This window comes from Actinosynnema sp. NPDC053489 (assembly GCF_044544865.1).
In the GTDB taxonomy this organism is placed as follows: Bacteria; Actinomycetota; Actinomycetes; order Mycobacteriales; family Pseudonocardiaceae; genus Actinosynnema.
Genome location: NZ_JBITXT010000016.1, coordinates 100,452 through 116,944 on the forward strand (window position 1 = coordinate 100,452; position 16,493 = coordinate 116,944).

Genomic DNA, 16,493 nt, shown 5'->3' on the forward strand with positions numbered 1-16,493 from the left:
GTCCTGGAACGAGCTCTGACGGTGGGAATTTCGAGTGGCACCAAGGGCGGAGGGGTTGCTGGGGCCAGGGGACTCTGCTCACTGTGGTGGCGCAACGAGGGCGGGCGCGGTCGCTGAGGTGCCCTATCTGAGGAGAACCCATGCTCGGCATTCACGTGGTCGACCGTTGTTCCACCACCGACCACCCCGACCGGGCGGCGAGACCCGGTCCGCTGCGCGGTGTGCGCGTCGTGAACCCGGCCGGCCGCCCGGTGGCCGACCCGCGGCCGGACTCCCCGCCCATCACGATCCTGGGCGCCGGCATCGCCGGGTTGGTGGCCGCCCACGAGCTGGAGTCGTTGGGGCACCGGGTGGAGGTGCTGGAGGGCAGCGGACGCGTGGGCGGTCGCGTCTTCACCCACCGCTTCGGCGCCGACGGGCCGCTGGTGGAGCTCGGCGCCATGCGGGTGCCCGGCGACCACCGGTACACTTTGGACTACTTCGACCGGCTGGGGCTGTCCGGGAAGGTGCGGCCGTTCCGGACCCTGTTCTCCGAACCGCGGGCGTACCACGCGACCAGCCGGGGGTTCGTCCGCCTCGGCCAGGCCGCGCGCGTCCTCGTCGAGGACTTCCGCGCGGAGCTCGCCGACGACCGGTACCGCGAGGAGACCGTGCTGTTCGGCGCGTGGTTGACCGCGATGGGCAACGCGATCGGTCCGGCGGGCTTCCGCGAGCGCGGTTTCACCGCGGACCTGCTGGACGCGGTGGACCGGCTCGACCTGGCGCCGTTCGTGGTGGGCGTCGACCGCGATCGGGTCGACCTGCACGCCTTCTTCGCCGCGCACCCCGGGGCCCGGGCCGCCTGCGGTGGCCGGCTGGCCCGGTTCGTCGACGACGTGCTGTCGGAGACCAGCCCCGACCTCGTGCGGCTGGAGGGCGGGATGGACCAGCTGGTCCAGGCGCTCGTGTCGCGGTTGCGGTCACCGGTGCGCCTCGGGTGCGAGGTGGTCGGGCTGGAGGTGTGCGGTGAGCGGGTGCTGGTGCAGGTCCGCACCGGCGATCGCGTGGTCACGCGGAGCTGCCCCCGGGTGCTGTGCACGCTGCCGTTCTCGGTCCTGCGCCGGATCCGGTTGCGCAACCTCAGCCGGGCCAAGGTCGAGGCGATCCGCGACATGACCTACTGGCCGGCCACGAAGGTCGCCTTCCACTGCCGGGAGGCGTTCTGGACCGGGGACGGGATCTCCGGCGGTGCGTCGTTCAGCGGCGGGCGCGTGCGCCAGACCTACTACGTGCCGGCGGAGGGCGACCCCGCGAAGGGCGCCGTGCTGCTGGCCAGCTACACGCTGGGGGAGGAGGCCGAGTCCTTCGGCCGGATGCCCGCGGAGGAGCGGCACGAGGCGGTGCTGCGGGAGGTGGGCCGGATGCACCCGGAGCTGCTGGAGCCCGGCATGGTGGTCGGCGCGGCCAGCATGGCCTGGGGCCACCACTGGTGGAGCAGCGGTGCGGCGGTGAGCCAGTGGGAGCTGGACGACGTCGGCCGCGCGGAGGAGCGGCTGCGGGCGGCGAGCCCGGAGGGCGGGTTGTACTTCGCCGGGGACCACTGCTCGGCGAACCCGGCGTGGATCGACGGCGCCATCCAGTCCGCGGTCGACGCCGCGCGGCGGATGCACCTCGACAGCCGGACGCGGACGGCGGTGTCGGCGTGAGCGTGCTCTCCGTGCCCCGGTCCGACCTGCCGCCGTTCGACCACCGCTGCCTGGGGCAGGAGGAGATCGTCCGGCCCTACCCGCTGTACCGGCGGTACCTGGCCGAGGAACCGGTGCACTGGAGTTCCGCGAGCGGCGCGTGGTACGTGTTCGGCCACCGGCCGACGGTGGAGGTGCTGGGCAGCCCGGACTTCGTCCGCGGCGGGTTGGTCTTCCCGCCCGGCTGCGACGCGCTGGCCCGCCTGGTGGGCGACTGGCTGGTGTTCCTCGACCCGCCGCGGCACACGCGGCTGCGGTCGGTGCTCGCCGGCCGGTTCACCCTGGCCGCGGTGCGCTCCCTGCGCCCGCGAGTCCAACGGGTCGCCGACGACCTCGTCGCCGCCCTCGCGGGCCGACCGGAGATCGACCTGGTGGCCGACTTCGCGACCAGGCTGCCGCTGCACGTGATGTGCGACCTGCTCGGCCTGCCCGCGGCCGACCGGGAGTGGCTGCACCAGCGCGCGCTCGCGCTCCAGCAGGCCAGCTCGACCCGTCAGGGCGACTACGCCGCCGCCGAGGAGGCGGCCCGGGACCTGGGCGACTACTTCCGCCGGGCCGCCGCCGACCCGGCCGAGGACGGGCTGCTCGCGCCGCTCGTGCGGGCCGGGTGCACCCCCGACGAGGTCGTCGGCACCGGCGTGCACCTGCTCACCGCGGGCCACGAGACCACGGCCCACCTGATCGGCAAGTCCGTGCTGGCGCTGCTGGAGCACCCCGAGGTGCTGCGCTCGCGCCCGGTGTTCACCGCCGACCACGTGGACGAGCTGATCCGCTACGACGGTCCGGTGCAGATGGTGAGCCGGCGGGCCGGGCGGGACCTGGTGCTGGGCGGTCGGCGGGTCCGGGAGGGCGACAAGGTGGTGCTGGTGCTCGGTGCCGCCAACCGCGATCCCGATCGCTTCGAGCGGCCCGACGAGCTGCGGCTGGACCGGGCGCCCCGCCGGCACTGCGGGTTCGGTCACGGCGCCCACCGGTGCCTGGGCGCCGCCCTGGCGGGCCTGGAGGCGCAGCTCGCCCTGACCTCGCTGGTGCGGGCACTGCCCGCGCCGCGCGCCGCGGAGCAGCCGGTGCGCTACCACCACGACCTGATCTTCCACGGTCCGCACACCCTGCCGCTGCGCACCGGCTGGCCGGGGTGACGCGACCGCCCCCGTCCCGGGCACCGGTCAGGCCGGGACCCGGACGGGGGTGAGGCGGACCGGCAGCGAGGTGAGCTGCCGGATGGCGTACCCGCTCACCCAGCGGGCGTCGCGGGTGGTCCGCGTGGCGTCGGGGAACTTCCGGAGGAACTCGGTCAGGGCGATCCGCAGCTCGGTGCGGGCCAGTGGCGCGCCGACGCAGTAGTGGGCGCCGTGGCCGAAGGTGTAGTGCGCCGTCGGCGGCGAGACGCGGTTGACGGCGGGGATGTTGAGCAGGACGGGCTTGCCCGCCGGGATCTCGTGCTCTCCCAGCGGTACCGGGGTGGTGGTGAACCGCCAGGTGGCCAAGGGGAACGGCGGGTGGGCGGACAGGGCGGCCTCGACGCGCGCCCCGACCTCCTCCGCGGTGGTCGGGCGGCTGTCCGGTGGTTCGTCCAGCACGTCGGCCAGCAGCGCGGCCAGCACGCTCGTCGTGGACTCGTGGCCGGGGACGACCAGCCCGGGTGTCCAGGTCGCGATCTCGACGGTGCTGACCGAGCCGTCGGCTTCGTGCAGCGCCAGCAGGTCGGCGATCATGCCGGGGCGCAGCTCGTGGCGTCGCGGGCCGAGGAAGGCCCCGACGCCGCCGTAGAGCAGGACGCGCCCCCGTTCGCGCTCGGCGTCGTCCACGCCGTGGGTGACCAGCCGGCAGGCTTCGATGAGCGGGTCGCGCATCTCCGGCGGCAGCCCGAGCACGGCGCTGATCACGGCCACGGGCAGCGGGTAGGCGAGCCGGGGCACCAGGTCGACCTCCTCGTCGAGCGTGCCCAGGAGGTCGTGCACGACCTCGGTGATCAGCCGCTCCCAGCGCTCCCGGTGCCGGGCCGAGAAGACCGCGGCGTGCAGCTTCCGCTGCCGGGTGTGCTCGGCGCCCTCGCTGCTGATCAACGCGGCGGCGCGGGAGGTCTGGGCGGAGCCGACCATCCCGGTGGCGTCGTCGAACCAGTCGGGCGCCGCGTCGGCGTCCTTGGTGAACCGGCGGTCGCGGAACGCCTGGCGGACCAGCTCGGGGTCGTTCACCAGCCACACCTCGCCACCCGCCCAGGCCACGCGGGCGAGCGGGTGGCGGCGGGCGAGGTCGAGCAGGTGCTCCTGCACGTCGCCGGGGCTCACGTCGAGCCGGATGTCGACCAGGTTCGTCATGTCGGTTCCCAAGGGGTCGGTCAGCGGGGTGGCCCGCCGAAGCGCGCCGCGAGGTGGGCGCTGATCCCGGCCACCCGGTCGGGTACCCGGTCGTCCTGGCGGCACCGCGCCGCGAGGTCGGCGAACTCCCGCGCGATCCTGCGGCGGGCCACGTCGGGCCGGGACACCGGGGCGGGGGGTTCCGGCAGTTCGAAGGAGGGGCCCGCGGTGCGGCCGGGAACGCCGGAGGGCAGCGTCACCAGCAGCTCGGCGAGGGGCCGCATCATCCCGGTCATCACGTCGATCGCGGCGTTCATCAGCTCGGACCGGCGCAGGCTGGAGTCGGGTCGTTCGGTGAAGTGCTGCGCGGTCAGCAGCAGCATCAGGTGGTACGACCTGTTGAACAGCGCCATGACCCGCGCGGTGTCGGGGTCGGTGACGGGTTGGCCCACCCCGGGAGCGGTGCCCGTGGTCGGGTTGCGCAGCACGGGGTGGGCCGGGTGCCACTGCCCGCCTCCGCCGCGGAGGTGCTCGGTCATCAGCAGGTCGGCGATCCGGCGGAAGGTGTCGTGGTGCGACGGGCCGGGGTCGCCGACCGCCGGCAGCACGCCGCCCTCGCCCTGCTCGGTCACGAAGTCGACCGCGAACAGGGCGCTGGACAGGTCGTCCACCTCGAACTGGTAGTCGGGGTGGGCCGCGTCGATCGACTCGCGCAGGAACAGGTGGTGTTCGCCGCCGCCCCTGCCGCGCTCGACCGCGAACAGGTCGGGCACCCGGGTCAGGCCGTCGCGGATGCCGCTGTACAGCTCGCTCAGCGACCGGTACGGCCCGCCCCGGGGTCGGCCGTCGTCGGGTTCCTCGATGGCGATGAACCGCTGCACGCTGCCGAGGTGCAGGGGTTCCAGCGCGAAGTCGACCGGCAGCGGCAGGCGGGTGTTGATCGTGGTGAAGTCCACCTCGGGCACGTGGAACGGCTCGCCCACGGCCATGAGGACGTTGTTGACGACCAGGTAGTGCGCCATCTCCTCGCGGGCGACCCCGAGCAGGCCGCCCCGGATCCCGGTGTGCAGCGTCTGCCCGCCGTCGCCGCAGGCGAGTTCGAGCTGTTCCGCGGTCCACCGGCCCTCGCGCACCCACTCCGCGCCCACGCCGTAGGTCGGCACCGAGTACGCCGCGTAGAGGTACTGCAGCATCACCGCCAGTTCGAGGGTGACGGCCTGGCGCAGCGCGGTGACCAGTTCGGCGCGGGTGGTGATCGGCGGCGTCCACGACGTCGCCGCGGCGACCGGGCGCGGCGCCCGCCGCTGCTGGCGGCGCAGGTACTTCAGCAGCAGCCGCGCCTTCGGCGCCGACAGGTCCCTGGTGGGCGGCATGTAGTAGGTCTTGCCCTTGTTGCGCGGGTCGCACATCTGCCACATCAGCGTCGCGTAGGTCTCGACCTTGCACCGGTCGGCGAGGCTGAACACCTCGGTGCGCATGAACGAGGACACCAGCTCGTAGTAGGCCAGGACCTTCTCGTGCACGAGCTCGAAGGTGACGTCCCGCTCCGGGATGTCGTCCAGCTCCCGGTCGTCGGGCAGCACCCGGACCGCCACGACGCCGTGCGGTCCGAGCTCCACCCGGGTGACCCCGGCACGGAGCCCGCGGACGGTGAAGCCGCCGAGACCGGTGCCGTCCACGTCGACCTCGCCGATCGCGAGCAGGTCGTCCCGCCGGCGCACGACGGGGGCGGCGGGGTGCGGCCTGCCCCGCAGGAACGCCCGGAACGTCACCCGGGCGTCGTGCTCCGGGGTGCCGTCGGTGTGGTCGAGGACCAGGGCGGCGTCGTCGGACTGGACGTTGAGCTCGACCTCGCGCAGCAGCTCCACGGGGTGGCCGCGCCGGTCGAGGCGGACCACCCGCAACGCCTGGTGGTCCGCCGCCCGCGCCCCGGACGCGGCGGGCACGGTGACGATCCCGTTGGTCGGCGCGTGCTCGTGCACCTTCTCGGGCACGGTCGCGACCAGTTCGTCGGACTCGGCCGTGCGGAGCAGCAGGTCGCCACCGCGCCACGGCTGCGGCACGGCCGTGATCAGGTTGAACGTGACGTGCGTCGGCGAGACGTCGACGCTGAGGGTGTGCAGGCCGGTGCGCTCGCCGCACGGCACGAGCAGCCGCCCGGCGGGGTGGGTGCGCCATTCCTGCGCGCGCCACGGCGCGATGGTGCCCCGCAGCCGCCACAGGTTCGGCGTGTCCGGCGCCGCGGGCGGGGACATGTGGCTGAGCGCGAACTGGACCACCAGCCCGTCGCCCGCCGCGGCCTTCAGGTGCTCGACCGCGGGGGAGGCGCCGTCCAGCCACCGCGGTTCCCCGACCACGAACTGGTAGACGACCGACCTGCGCAGCTCCGCCGCCAGGAAGTGCTCGCCGACGTCGGTCACGTGGTCCGGGTTCTGCCACCGCGGCGGCGACGTGCCCGCGACCTGCCCGGTGACCGCGTACCCGACGTCGTGCGACCGCCCAGCGCGGCCGAAGCCGAACTGGCCGACCACGAGGGTCATCGTGTCCGCGGCGGTCGGGTCGACGTCGAAGACCCGAGCCCGGTTGACGGTGGTCGCGAGGTACTCGTTGTGGTGGCCCCACATGTCCACGCAGCGGCCCACCAGCGGGTCGTCCGGGTCCAGCCGGCCGGCCTCGCGCTCCACCCCGGTGATCGTCGCGTCGATCGCGAAGTGCCCGCTGCCGCCGAAGTTCCAGCCCGCGGTCGCGCTGAACACCCCGTCGGGGCACGGCAGACCCGCGGCGTCGTAGCGGGGACCCCGGTCCACCAGGTACCGGTGGTACTCGCCGGCCGGCCGCCCCACCGGGAACGGGCCGCTGTCGGTGAGCGCGGTGTTGGTGGTGAGGTCCACCAGGCCGCTGCGCGGTCCGGTGGGCAGGCTGGTCCGCGCCGTGCCGCCGAAGTGGAGCCGGGGCAGGTCGAACACGCTCACGGCCGCTCCAGGGCAGCGCCCCGAGCCGGACCCGACCTGCCCATCGGCACCTCCGCACCGCGTCACGACCCGCACCGGAACCGGTCCCCGGCTCCCACGGTGTGCGGACCCGGACCCGCCGGCAACCCCGTTGCGCCCCGGTCACCCGAAAACCTCACCGTTGGGGCGGCGAACCGGGCCCGGCGTCACCCAGCGGGACCGCCCGGCTCGGGGCTCCCGGTCCCGGGGACGCGTTCTCCGCCGGGGAGCGTCGCGGTGCCGAGGCGGCGACGGCGTGCCCGCTGTCGGCAGGTCGCCCCGCAGTAGCGGGCCGGGCGGCCGGTGGACCGGGGCTCGATCCGGGTCCCGCAGACCTCGCACCGCGGCGCTGCGTCGAGCGTGCCGGGGGTGTCACGAAAGCCCCGCCCTCGCGTGACGGGCGAGGGCGTCCGCAGGCTCTCCAGCACCAGTCGCGCCATGCGGGGGCCGCCGTCGCGGTCGCGGTGGGCGGCCCATACCGCCGCGCACCCGACGGTGAGCGCGGCGACGTCGTCCGCGCCGACGTCGGTGCGGACCCCGCCGGCCCGCTGGGCCGCGCGGAGCAGCTGGTCGAGCGCCTGGCGGAACCGCCGGGCCGCCGCGGCGAGGCCCGGTCGCGGCCAGCTCGTCTGCGCGGTCAGGGCGTCGCAGGCGTGCTTGCGCCCGTGGGACGTGCCGACGACGTCCAGCAGGAAGCCGAAGAACGCCGCGACGGGGTCGACGCGGACCGCCCACCGGCGAGCGGTGCCCACCAGGTCGTCGAGCTGCCGGACGAGCACGGCCTCCAGCAGGACCTCCTTGCCGGGGAAGTGCCGGTACACGGTGCCGGCGCCGACCCCCGCCCGCCGTGCGATCACGCCGAGCGAGACGTCCACGCCGTGCTCGTCGAACGCCCGCGCCGCGGCGGCGAGCACCTTCTCGCGGTTGCGGCGGGCGTCGGCCCGGCCGGCGTCGGGGTGAACTGCCGTCATGTCACGAAATCCCTTGTCCGTGCCACTCAACCGGGTCGAGCATTCCACATCGACCCCGGGCCCGACCCCGACCACCCCGGGGCGGAGGACGACATGACCACTGACCACCCGGTAGTCGTGACCGGTGCGACCGGCCGGCAGGGCGGCGCCACCGCGCACCGGCTCCTGGCCGCCGGCCGGCGGGTGCGCGCGCTCGTGCGGGACACGACCGCGCCCGCCGCCAAGGCGCTGGAACGCGCGGGAGCCGAGCTCGCGCGCGGTGACTTCGACGACCCGTCGAGCCTCCCCGCGGCGTTGGAGGGGGCGGCGGCGCTGTTCGCCGTGCCGCCCGTGGCCTTCGGCCCGGCCGGCTCCGAAGTGGAGCGGGAAGTCGCCCGGGGCCGGGCGCTGGTCGATGCCGCGGCAGCGGTGGGGGTCGAGCACGTCGTGTTCACCGGGATCGCGTCCACGCCGGGTCGTCCGGGCGGTTCGGAGGGGAAGCAGCGCATCGAGGACCACCTGCGCGAGCGGATCCGCTCCGTGACCGTCCTGCGCCCGGTGCGGTTCATGTCGAACTACCTCGGTTCGACGCCCATCGGTGTGGACGGCATCGCCGGCGGCGTGCACCGGCACATCTTCCCGCCGGACGAACCCGCCCAGATCATCGCGGTGGAGGACGTCGCCGAGTTCGCGGCGCTGGCCTTCGAGCGGCCGGACCGGTTCGCGGGACGGAGCCTGGAGCTCGCGGGCGACGCGCCCACCCCGGTCGAGGCGGTCGCCGCGATCAGCGAGGCCACCGGCGTGGCGGTCCGCTACGAGCAGCTCACCCACGCCGAGGCGACCGCCCTGAGCCCCGAGCTCGCCCGGGTCCGCGAACGCTGGGCGGCCGGATCGCGGTGGCACGCCGACGTCGAGGTGCTGCGCGTCGTCCACCCCGGACTGCGCACGTTCGCGGACTGGCTCGCCGGATCGGGCGCGGCCCTGCTGCGGGAGCGGCTCCGCGGAACCGCCAGGGGCTCCGCCCGCCGGTCGTGATCCCGCCGTACCCCGGCGGACCGCTTCCGGTGGTGGGCACCGCGGTCAGGTGGTGCCGAGCCCGTCGAGGCGTTCGCGCACCCGCTCGACGTCGGCGGTGCGGCCTTGGTCGCGGTACAGCTCCAGCGCTTCCCGCCAGGCGGCGCGGGCCTGGTCGGTGTGGCCGAGGGCGGCGTGGGGTTCGGCCAGGTGCTCGAGGGTGCCGGCCACGCCGACCTCGTCGCCCAGGTCCCGGAACAGGGCCAGGGCCCGGTCGTAGTGCTCGACGGCCTGGTGGTGGCGGTCGGTGTGGTGCTCGATCCACCCGAGGCTGTGGTGGATGTCGGCTTCGCTGGCCGTGCTGTGGTGGCGTCGGTTGGCGGTCAGCGCGGCCAGGCAGTGGGCGCGGGCGGTGTCGTAGTCGCCCAGGCGGACGGCGTACCAGCCGACCTGGTTGAGCGCGCGGACCTCGCCGACGGGCTGGTCGAGCGCGCGGTAGAGGTCGAGGGCCTGGTGGGCGTGGGCCATGGCCTGCCGGTCGTCGCCGCGGCGTTCCCAGGTCCACGCGAGCTGGCGGTGGGTGTTGGCCCGCTCGGTCGGGTCGCCCTGCCGCTCGGCCGCGGCGAGCGCCCGGTGCAGGTGCTCGGTGGCCTCGTCGTGGTGGCCGAGGTAGGCGTGGGCCACGCCGAGGTGGCGGTGCACGAGGGCCGGCGGGTCGGGCAGGTTGGCGGCGAGCGCCTCCTGCCACAGCGCCAGGTTCTCGTGGTGGTGCCCGCGCCGGTAGTGGAACGTGTAGAGCGTCCAGGCCAGTTGCCAGACGACGCGGTGCCGCCCGTGGGCGGCGGCGACCTGCTGGGCGGCCAGGACGTTGGCGTGCTCGGCGTCCAGCCACGCCATCGCCCCGGCCAGGTCGGCCGGTCGCCGCGCGGGGACGCCCGTCGGCTCCGGGTCGACCGGTTGCCGGTCGGGGTCCAGGAGGCGGTCGGCCGCGGCGGCGGTGTGCAGGTAGAAGTCCACGACCCGGGTCAGGGCCGCCCGCCGCGTCGAGTCGGGCAGGTTCCGGGAGGTGTCGGCGGCGTAGGCCCGGATCAGTTCGTGCATGCCGTAGCGGCCCTGCGCGTCCCGGTGCAGCAGCGAGGCGTCTTCGAGGGCGAGCAGCGCGCGGCGCGTGTCCGGCACGGGGCGGCCGGTGAGGGCGGAGGCGGCGAACAGGTCGGTGTCGGCTCCGGGTGCGATGCCGAGCAGGGCGAAGACCTCGCGTTGCCCGTCGGACAGGGCGCGCAGGGACCAGGACAGCACGGTGGGCAGGCTGGCCGCGGGGTCGCCGGTGTCGAGCGCGTCCAGGCCCAGGTCGCGCAGTTCGGCGGCGAGCACGGCCAGCGGCAGCCGCGGTCGGGTGTGGGCGTGGGCGGCCACGACGCTCAACGCCAGCGGGAAGCCGCCGCTGAGGTTGATCAGGTCGTCCACGGCCTTGGCCTCGCTCTCGACCCGGTCCACGCCGAGGCGGGCGGTCAGCAGGGCGCGGGCGTCGGAGGCCGGGAGCACGCCCAGCGCCAGGTGGTGGGCGCCGTGGCCGCTGATCAGGCCGGTCAGGTGGTCGCGGCTGGTGACCAGCACCGTGCACGTCTCGCTGCCCGGCAGCAGCGGGGTGACCTGGTGGGTGTCGGCGGCGTTGTCCAGCACCAGCAGCATCCGCCGGCCCGCGACGAGGCTGCGGAACAAGGCGGCCTGCGCGTCCGGGTCGGCGGGACGGCGCCGCTGGTCCACGCCGAGCGCGTCGAGGAAGTTGCGCAGCACCGCATCGGGCGTGACGCGGTCGCCGGTCGGGCCGAAGCCGTGCAGGTCGGCGAACAGCTGCCCGTCGGGGAAGCGGTCGCGGTGCGCGTGCGCCCAGTGCAGCGCCAGCCACGTCTTGCCGATGCCGCCCGCGCCGCCGATCGCGGAGATCAGCACGGTGGCGGCGTGGTCGGCGGCCTTGAGCGCGGTGTCGAGCCGGTCCAGCTCCTCCACGCGGCCCACGAACGGCGCGGGCGCGGCCGGGAGCTGTCGGGGGACCGGCGTCGGCGCGGCGCCCGCGGCGACGACGGGCTCGGTGGTCAGGATTCGTTGGTGCAGGCGCTGCAGTTCGGCGCCGGGGTCGACGCCCAGCTCCCGCGCCAGGCTCGCGCGCAGCCGCCGGTAGTGCTCCAACGCCTCGGCCTGGCGACCCCCGCGGTGCAGCGCGAGCATCAGCTGACCGGCGACGCGTTCGTCCAACGGGTCCTCGGCGGCCCGCGCGGTCAGCACCGGGACGAGGTCGCGGTGCCGGCCGCACGCCAACGCCCAGTCGACCCGGTCGGCCTCGGCGGCGGCACGTCGCAGGTGCAGCCGGTCCCGCACCGATCGGGCCCACGGGGTGTCGATCTCGGCCAACGGCTCGCCCCGCCACAGCGCCAACGCCCGCTCGACCAGCGCCAGGGCCCGCTCGGGGTCGTCGGTGTCGCGCGCCTCGGCGTGCAGGGCGTCGAAGCGGTCCACGTCCACGCCGGCCGGGTCGACGGTGACGACGTAGCCGGTGTCCCGGCGGGTGATCGTGATCGGGGTCGGCGCCAGCGCCCGCCGCAGGTTGGACAGGTAGGTGCGCAACGCCGCCCGCGCCCGTTCCGGTGTCCGCTCGCCCCAGACCCGGTCGACCAGGCTGTCCGCCGGCACCGGCCGGTCGTGGTCCACCAGCAGCGCCCCGAGCACCGACCGCTGCCGGGCGTGCCCCAGCGGCACCGGCACGCCGTTCAGCCGGACCTCGACCCCGCCCAGCACGCCGACCAGGACATCCCGCAACCCCTCGTGACCGCTCCTGTCACCCACCACTCCTCTCTACCGAAAGCGGCGAAGCGGATCAACGACGGCGGGTGCCCCACCGTGGCGATGCGACGTGCCGTGGCGTCACGGGATCAGCGCAGCATCAACGCGTACTCCCAGGGCGTGGCCGGGTCGGCGTCGCGGGCCCAGGCGTGCAGCGCCAGCGCGATCCCGGCCGCACCCTCGAGGAAACCCGCGCGGGCCGGGCCGCGTCGCCCGCCGGCGTCGTCGCCGCGGTAGCCGAACGGCGCGGTCGGGTCGAAGCGGTCCAGGACGCGGGCGGCCAGCCCCGGCAGCCGGTCCGCCAGCGCCGGGTCGCCGGAGTCGCGCGCCGTGCGCCACGCGATGTGCAGCAGGCCGGCCCAGCCGTGGCACAGGCCGCAGTCGGCCATGGTCGTGGTGTCGCGGGCGGCGGTGGTCAGCGAGTCGAGCGCGGTGCGCCGCCAGTCGGGCCGGTCCAGCGCCCGACCGGCCAGGAACAGCGCGCGGGCCACGCCCGCCGTCCCGTAGCACCACGCCGGCCCCGACCGCGGCGGCACGTGCGCGCCGGTGGTCTCGGCGTCGAACGGGATCGCCGAGGGCCACTCACCCCCGGCGGTCCGCCTGGCCAGCACCCACTCGGCGACCCGGGTGATCGCGCCGGCCTGGCCGGGCACCTCGACGCCCGCTTCCAGGGCCAGCGCCAGCAGCGCCATCACCCCCGGGACGCCGTGCGCCAGGCCGAGGTTGAAGTGGCCCGCCGGGTACCGGTCGTCCTGGCCGAGCGCGGGTGCGGCCCGCACCCACCAGCCCGGCACCGCGCGCCCGTCCCCGGTGCGCACCGGTTCGGTCAGCCGCACCAGGTAGGCCAGCGTGTCCGTCAGCAGCCCGGAGGCGGTCGGCATCCAGTCGAGCACGTAGCGGCCCAGCCCGCAGATGCCGCCGATCACGTCGTAGACCGGCCCGGGCATCCCCGCACCGCCCCGGTCCAGGCGGGCGGTCTCGCGCTCCAACCGCGCCCGCAGGCCGTCCGCCAGGTGCGGTTCCAGCCGGTCGAGCAGGGTGGCGTAGTCGCGCGGGGTGCGCTGCGCGCAGCGGGCGGCGAAGGCGAGCGCGGGCACGCCGACGAACAACGCGTCGGCGGCGCTGCCGATCAGCTCGCCGGTCGCGCCGGCGAGCTGGGCGTGCGCGTTCGCGCGGTACCGGTCGTCCTCGTGCGACAGCTCGGCGAACAGCAGGGCCAGGCCGGGGTGGCCGTCCGACAGCGACAACGGCGACCACGGCGCGCGCGGCGGCACGCCCGGTGGGCGGTCCAGGTTGTCCGGCGCCAGCACGGTCGAGAGCACGCCTCCGGTGTCGGTCAGCCGGGCGGCGATCTCGGCGACGGTGTCCCGTGCCGCGGCACGGGCGTTCACGCGCCGGCCCGCAGTCGTCCGCGGTGGGCGACGATCGCGCCGCGGGCCAGGGCGTGAGCCCGCAGCTCGGCGTCGCGGTCCATGCCCACCAGGCGGTTGTGGTGCATGTGCAGCAGGGACCTGAGCACCGACGTCGGCGGCAGCGACGCCCGGTCGCCCAGCTCGCGCAGCAGGTCGCCGTAGCGGGTCACCGCGGTGGCCCGCTCCTCCCAGGCGGCCAGGACGGCCTCGCCCCCGCGGGCGGCGCGCAGGGCGGTCCACCCGTCGTAGGGGTTGATCAGGGTCGTCGCCTCGCGGCGGCGGCGCTGGAACTCGCGGTGCTCGGCGTTGCGGGCCACCTCGGCGGCCACCCAGTCGCCGCCCGGTGCCACGCCGGACCGGAACCGGGTGGCGAGGTCGACGAAGTTGGCCGCCGCCAGCAGGGTCGGGTCGAGGGCGAGGTCGTCGGTGGCGAGCAGCCGCAGCTGGGTGACGACGGCGGCGCTGTCGGCGTGGAAGACCCGTTCGGCCGCCTCGACGGCCTCGGGGCCGCCGTACCGCTCGACCTCGGGGTCGTAGGTGTCCAGCACCAGCCGGCGGGCCATCCCGGCGTCGCGCAGCGCGGCCGCCCACGACGACAACCGGGGCAGCACCTGTGCGGCGAGGGCGTCCGGTGCGCCGTGGAACCGCAGCCGCAGGTGGTGGTCGGGATCGCCGTAGCGCAGGAAGAACCAGCGGTCGACGGGGGAGCCCGCGACGAGGGCGGGCACCGACCGCAGCAGCTCGTCGTGCCGTTCGGCGGAGCTGTAGACCGACGCGTACAGCCACTCGCCGCCGGGCAGGTGCCGTCCCGCGGCGGGCCGCGGGCGGACCGCCGCGCGTGGCCGGGTGCCCGTCGCGCGCGGCGCCAGCAGGGGGAACACCACCTCGTTGCGGTGCGCGCCGCCCGGGCCGGTCAGCCAGCCCGTGCCCGGGCCCGCGTCCGCCGGCGCCTCGGTCAGCACGATCGACTCCCGGCGGCGGCCCAGCTCGTGGCGCAGCAGCCGCAGGTGGGCCGGGTGGTCGAGGTCCAGGTCGATCCGCTGGTCGGCGTAGCTCAGGCAGACCCGGTCCGGCACGCGCCACCGCTGCCGCCACCGGTCCGCGGCGCGCCGCCAGTCGTCGAACGGCGCGTCCTGGTCGCACAGCGCGTCGGTCGGCCGCCAGCGGGCCAGGGCGAGCACGCCGCGCCCGTGCCTGACCCTGGGCGTGTGGGGCAGCGCGGTGGCCGCGCCCCAGTCCCACGGCATCCACCGCCGCACGCCGACGCTGCCGACCTCGCGCAGGAACCGGGCCGCGTTGGGCGACTCGTTGTGCGCGTTGAGCAGGTGGAACGTCGTCGGCGCGACCTCGCGGCCGGTGGCGGTGTCGATCACGAACATGCCGTGCGCGTCGCCGCCGACGGCCAGGTCGTCCAGCCGCAGCACGGCCGGGTCGCCCAGTTCCGCGAACGCCGACACCGGCAGCACGTTCGGCGCCCACCGCGGCACCTGGGACACGTTGCCGCCGCGCGGGCTGCGCACCTGGTAGGTGAGCTGCGCGACCGCCGCGGCCGGGTCGGTGGTGACGCCTGCGGTGGCGATCGCGCCGAACGCGGCCCGCGTGTCCTCGTCGAAGAGGTGGGCGAACCGGCCGGAGCCGGCCGCCGCCTGGCCCAGCGCGCCGATCACCACGAGCCGGAAGTCGCCGTCCCGCAGGGCGCGCACCGAGTCCGCCAGGAGGTGGGTGTGCAGGTCCAGCGAGGCGGGGTGCCTGCCCTCGGCGGAGGCGAACCGGGCGAGCAGCGCGTGGTCGTCGGTCAGCACCACCTCGCGCTCGCCGGCCAGCACGGCCTCCTGGGCCAGCTCGGCGAGCACGCGGTCGCGGTCGGCGTCGTCCTCCTGCTCGGGCCGGCGGAACCGCGCGGTGGGCGGCATCCGGTAGCCGGCCGGCGCGCCGAGACCCACGTCGGGGTCGAGCAGCTCGCGCAACCCGACGAGCCTGCCCTGGCCGTACCGCTCGAGGAAGTCGTCGTGGTACTGGCGCAGCGACGCCGTCGCCGGCCGGGTCGGCGAGAGCCGCCACAGCAGGTCCGCGACGCGTTCGGCCTCCTCGGCGACCACGCGGGGGAGCGCCACGTCGGCGTCCAGCGCCAGGTCCACCTGGACGGGCCGGTCGCCCGGCGCGAGCCCGCGCATCCGCTCGTGCACCGCCGTCAACGCCGGTCGCCCGCCGCCCAGGGGCTGCGCGGCGTAGTGGTCCAGGGCCTCCCGCACGGCCCGCAACTCGCGGGGCACGGTGGTCGGCGCGTCGGCCAGGGCGGTGAGCACGTGGTCGAGCGGGTCGGTCGTGGCCATGCTGGGCCGCAGCTCGGTCAGCAGGACCTCCTTGGTCACGAGCTGCCGCAGCACGGCGTCGACCCGGTCCGCCGGCACCGCGGGGAACGCCTCGGCCACCCTCGCCGCCAGCTCGGCGAACCGGATCGGCGTGGCGGCCAGCCCGGCGACGGCGCGGACCGCGGCCGTGCGCCGCACGCTGACCTCCTGCACGGCGGTCCGGTCGCGGCGTGCCCGGGCCGTGCTGGGCACGTACGGCAGGACCAGCCGGTCGCCGCGCGGGAAGCACAGGTTGTTCAGGACGACCCGCAGCCCCGACAGCACCTCCGGGCGCTGCTCGCAGGCGCGGACGACCTCGGTCAACCACTCCAGGTCCGGGCGGGCGAACCGCACGTGCGCGGCGCCCAGGCGGACCTTGGCGTCGGCGGGGTCCTCGACGAAGCGGATCGCCGCCACGCCCGCCATCAGCCCGAACGGCGTGGACCGGGTGGCCATCCGCAGCCGGTAGCTCGTCAGCGCCCGCACCGTGCGGCGCAGGTCGGCCCGCCCGGGCGCGGGCCCGTCCGGGACGTCGAGCACGGTGCCCAGCCGGTGGGCGAGCGTCGGGCTGGACACCAGGATCGCCTCGCGCACCAGCGGGTCGGCCGCGAGCCTGCCGACGTCGCCGTGGTCGACATCGCCGTGGTCGACGTCGCCGGACGCCAGGTCCGCGGCGCGCGAGGCGGGGTGCGTCGGCGCGCGCAACGTCGCGATGTCGGCGCAGTGGAACAGCGGTGGGGTGGTCATGCCTGCTCGTCCTCTCCTTCCGGCCGGGTCGCGGGCGTCGACCCGGTGGGGGGGCCGCGGGGGGGGGGCCCCCCCCCCGGGGGGGCACCGCGGCAAAACACCCACTGGAAGGGCCGCCCCCCGTGAACCCCGGGCCCCTGAAAAAAACGGAGGTGGAGCCCCAA

General features: G+C 75.9%; 9 protein-coding genes. 3 read left to right on the forward strand and 6 right to left on the reverse strand.

Features of this window, described 5'->3' with window-relative positions; all coding sequences use genetic code 11:
- Positions 1–140: 140 nt before the first annotated feature.
- Positions 141–1,685, forward strand: coding sequence for a flavin monoamine oxidase family protein (locus tag ACIGNX_RS29870; RefSeq protein WP_396544157.1), 1,545 nt, complete (start codon positions 141–143; stop codon positions 1,683–1,685).
- Entirely contained in the window at positions 1,682–2,863 is a 1,182-nt protein-coding gene (locus tag ACIGNX_RS29875) for a cytochrome P450 (RefSeq protein ID WP_396544158.1), read from the forward strand. Before ACIGNX_RS29870 ends, ACIGNX_RS29875 begins: the two co-directional genes overlap by 4 nt.
- A 27-nt stretch (positions 2,864–2,890) precedes the next feature.
- Here the strand turns inward: ACIGNX_RS29875 and ACIGNX_RS29880 are convergent, their stop codons facing one another.
- The 3 genes from ACIGNX_RS29880 to ACIGNX_RS29890 all read right to left on the reverse strand — a co-directional run bounded on the left by ACIGNX_RS29880 (position 2,891) and on the right by ACIGNX_RS29890 (position 7,985).
- Positions 2,891–4,045, reverse strand: a complete 1,155-nt coding sequence (locus tag ACIGNX_RS29880; RefSeq protein ID WP_396544159.1) for a cytochrome P450 — start codon at positions 4,043–4,045, stop codon at positions 2,891–2,893.
- Positions 4,046–4,065: 20 nt separating this feature from the next.
- Positions 4,066–6,996, reverse strand: coding sequence for a ferritin-like domain-containing protein (locus ACIGNX_RS29885; RefSeq protein ID WP_396544160.1), 2,931 nt, complete (start codon positions 6,994–6,996; stop codon positions 4,066–4,068).
- A gap of 185 nt (positions 6,997–7,181) precedes the next feature.
- Positions 7,182–7,985: a TetR/AcrR family transcriptional regulator gene (locus ACIGNX_RS29890; protein WP_396544161.1), complete on the reverse strand. Its 804-nt coding sequence runs from the start codon at positions 7,983–7,985 to the stop codon at positions 7,182–7,184.
- Between the two features lie 93 nt (positions 7,986–8,078).
- Between ACIGNX_RS29890 and ACIGNX_RS29895 the strand changes: the two genes are divergently transcribed.
- The gene (locus ACIGNX_RS29895) at positions 8,079–8,999 is read left to right on the forward strand and encodes an NmrA/HSCARG family protein (RefSeq protein WP_396544162.1); all 921 of its coding nucleotides are present in this window, start codon (positions 8,079–8,081) and stop codon (positions 8,997–8,999) included.
- Positions 9,000–9,044: 45 nt separating this feature from the next.
- Here the strand turns inward: ACIGNX_RS29895 and ACIGNX_RS29900 are convergent, their stop codons facing one another.
- From ACIGNX_RS29900 to ACIGNX_RS29910, 3 genes are all read right to left on the reverse strand, one after another.
- Positions 9,045–11,822, reverse strand: coding sequence for a BTAD domain-containing putative transcriptional regulator (locus ACIGNX_RS29900; RefSeq protein WP_396544163.1), 2,778 nt, complete (start codon positions 11,820–11,822; stop codon positions 9,045–9,047).
- 86 nt (positions 11,823–11,908) lie between these two features.
- Positions 11,909–13,210, reverse strand: a complete 1,302-nt coding sequence (locus tag ACIGNX_RS29905) for a lanthionine synthetase C family protein (protein WP_396544164.1) — start codon at positions 13,208–13,210, stop codon at positions 11,909–11,911.
- Positions 13,207–16,329 (reverse strand): lantibiotic dehydratase, encoded by a 3,123-nt coding sequence (locus ACIGNX_RS29910; RefSeq protein ID WP_396544165.1) that lies wholly within the window; start codon positions 16,327–16,329, stop codon positions 13,207–13,209. The genes ACIGNX_RS29905 and ACIGNX_RS29910 overlap by 4 nt, the downstream gene beginning before the upstream one ends.
- Positions 16,330–16,493 lie beyond the last annotated feature (164 nt).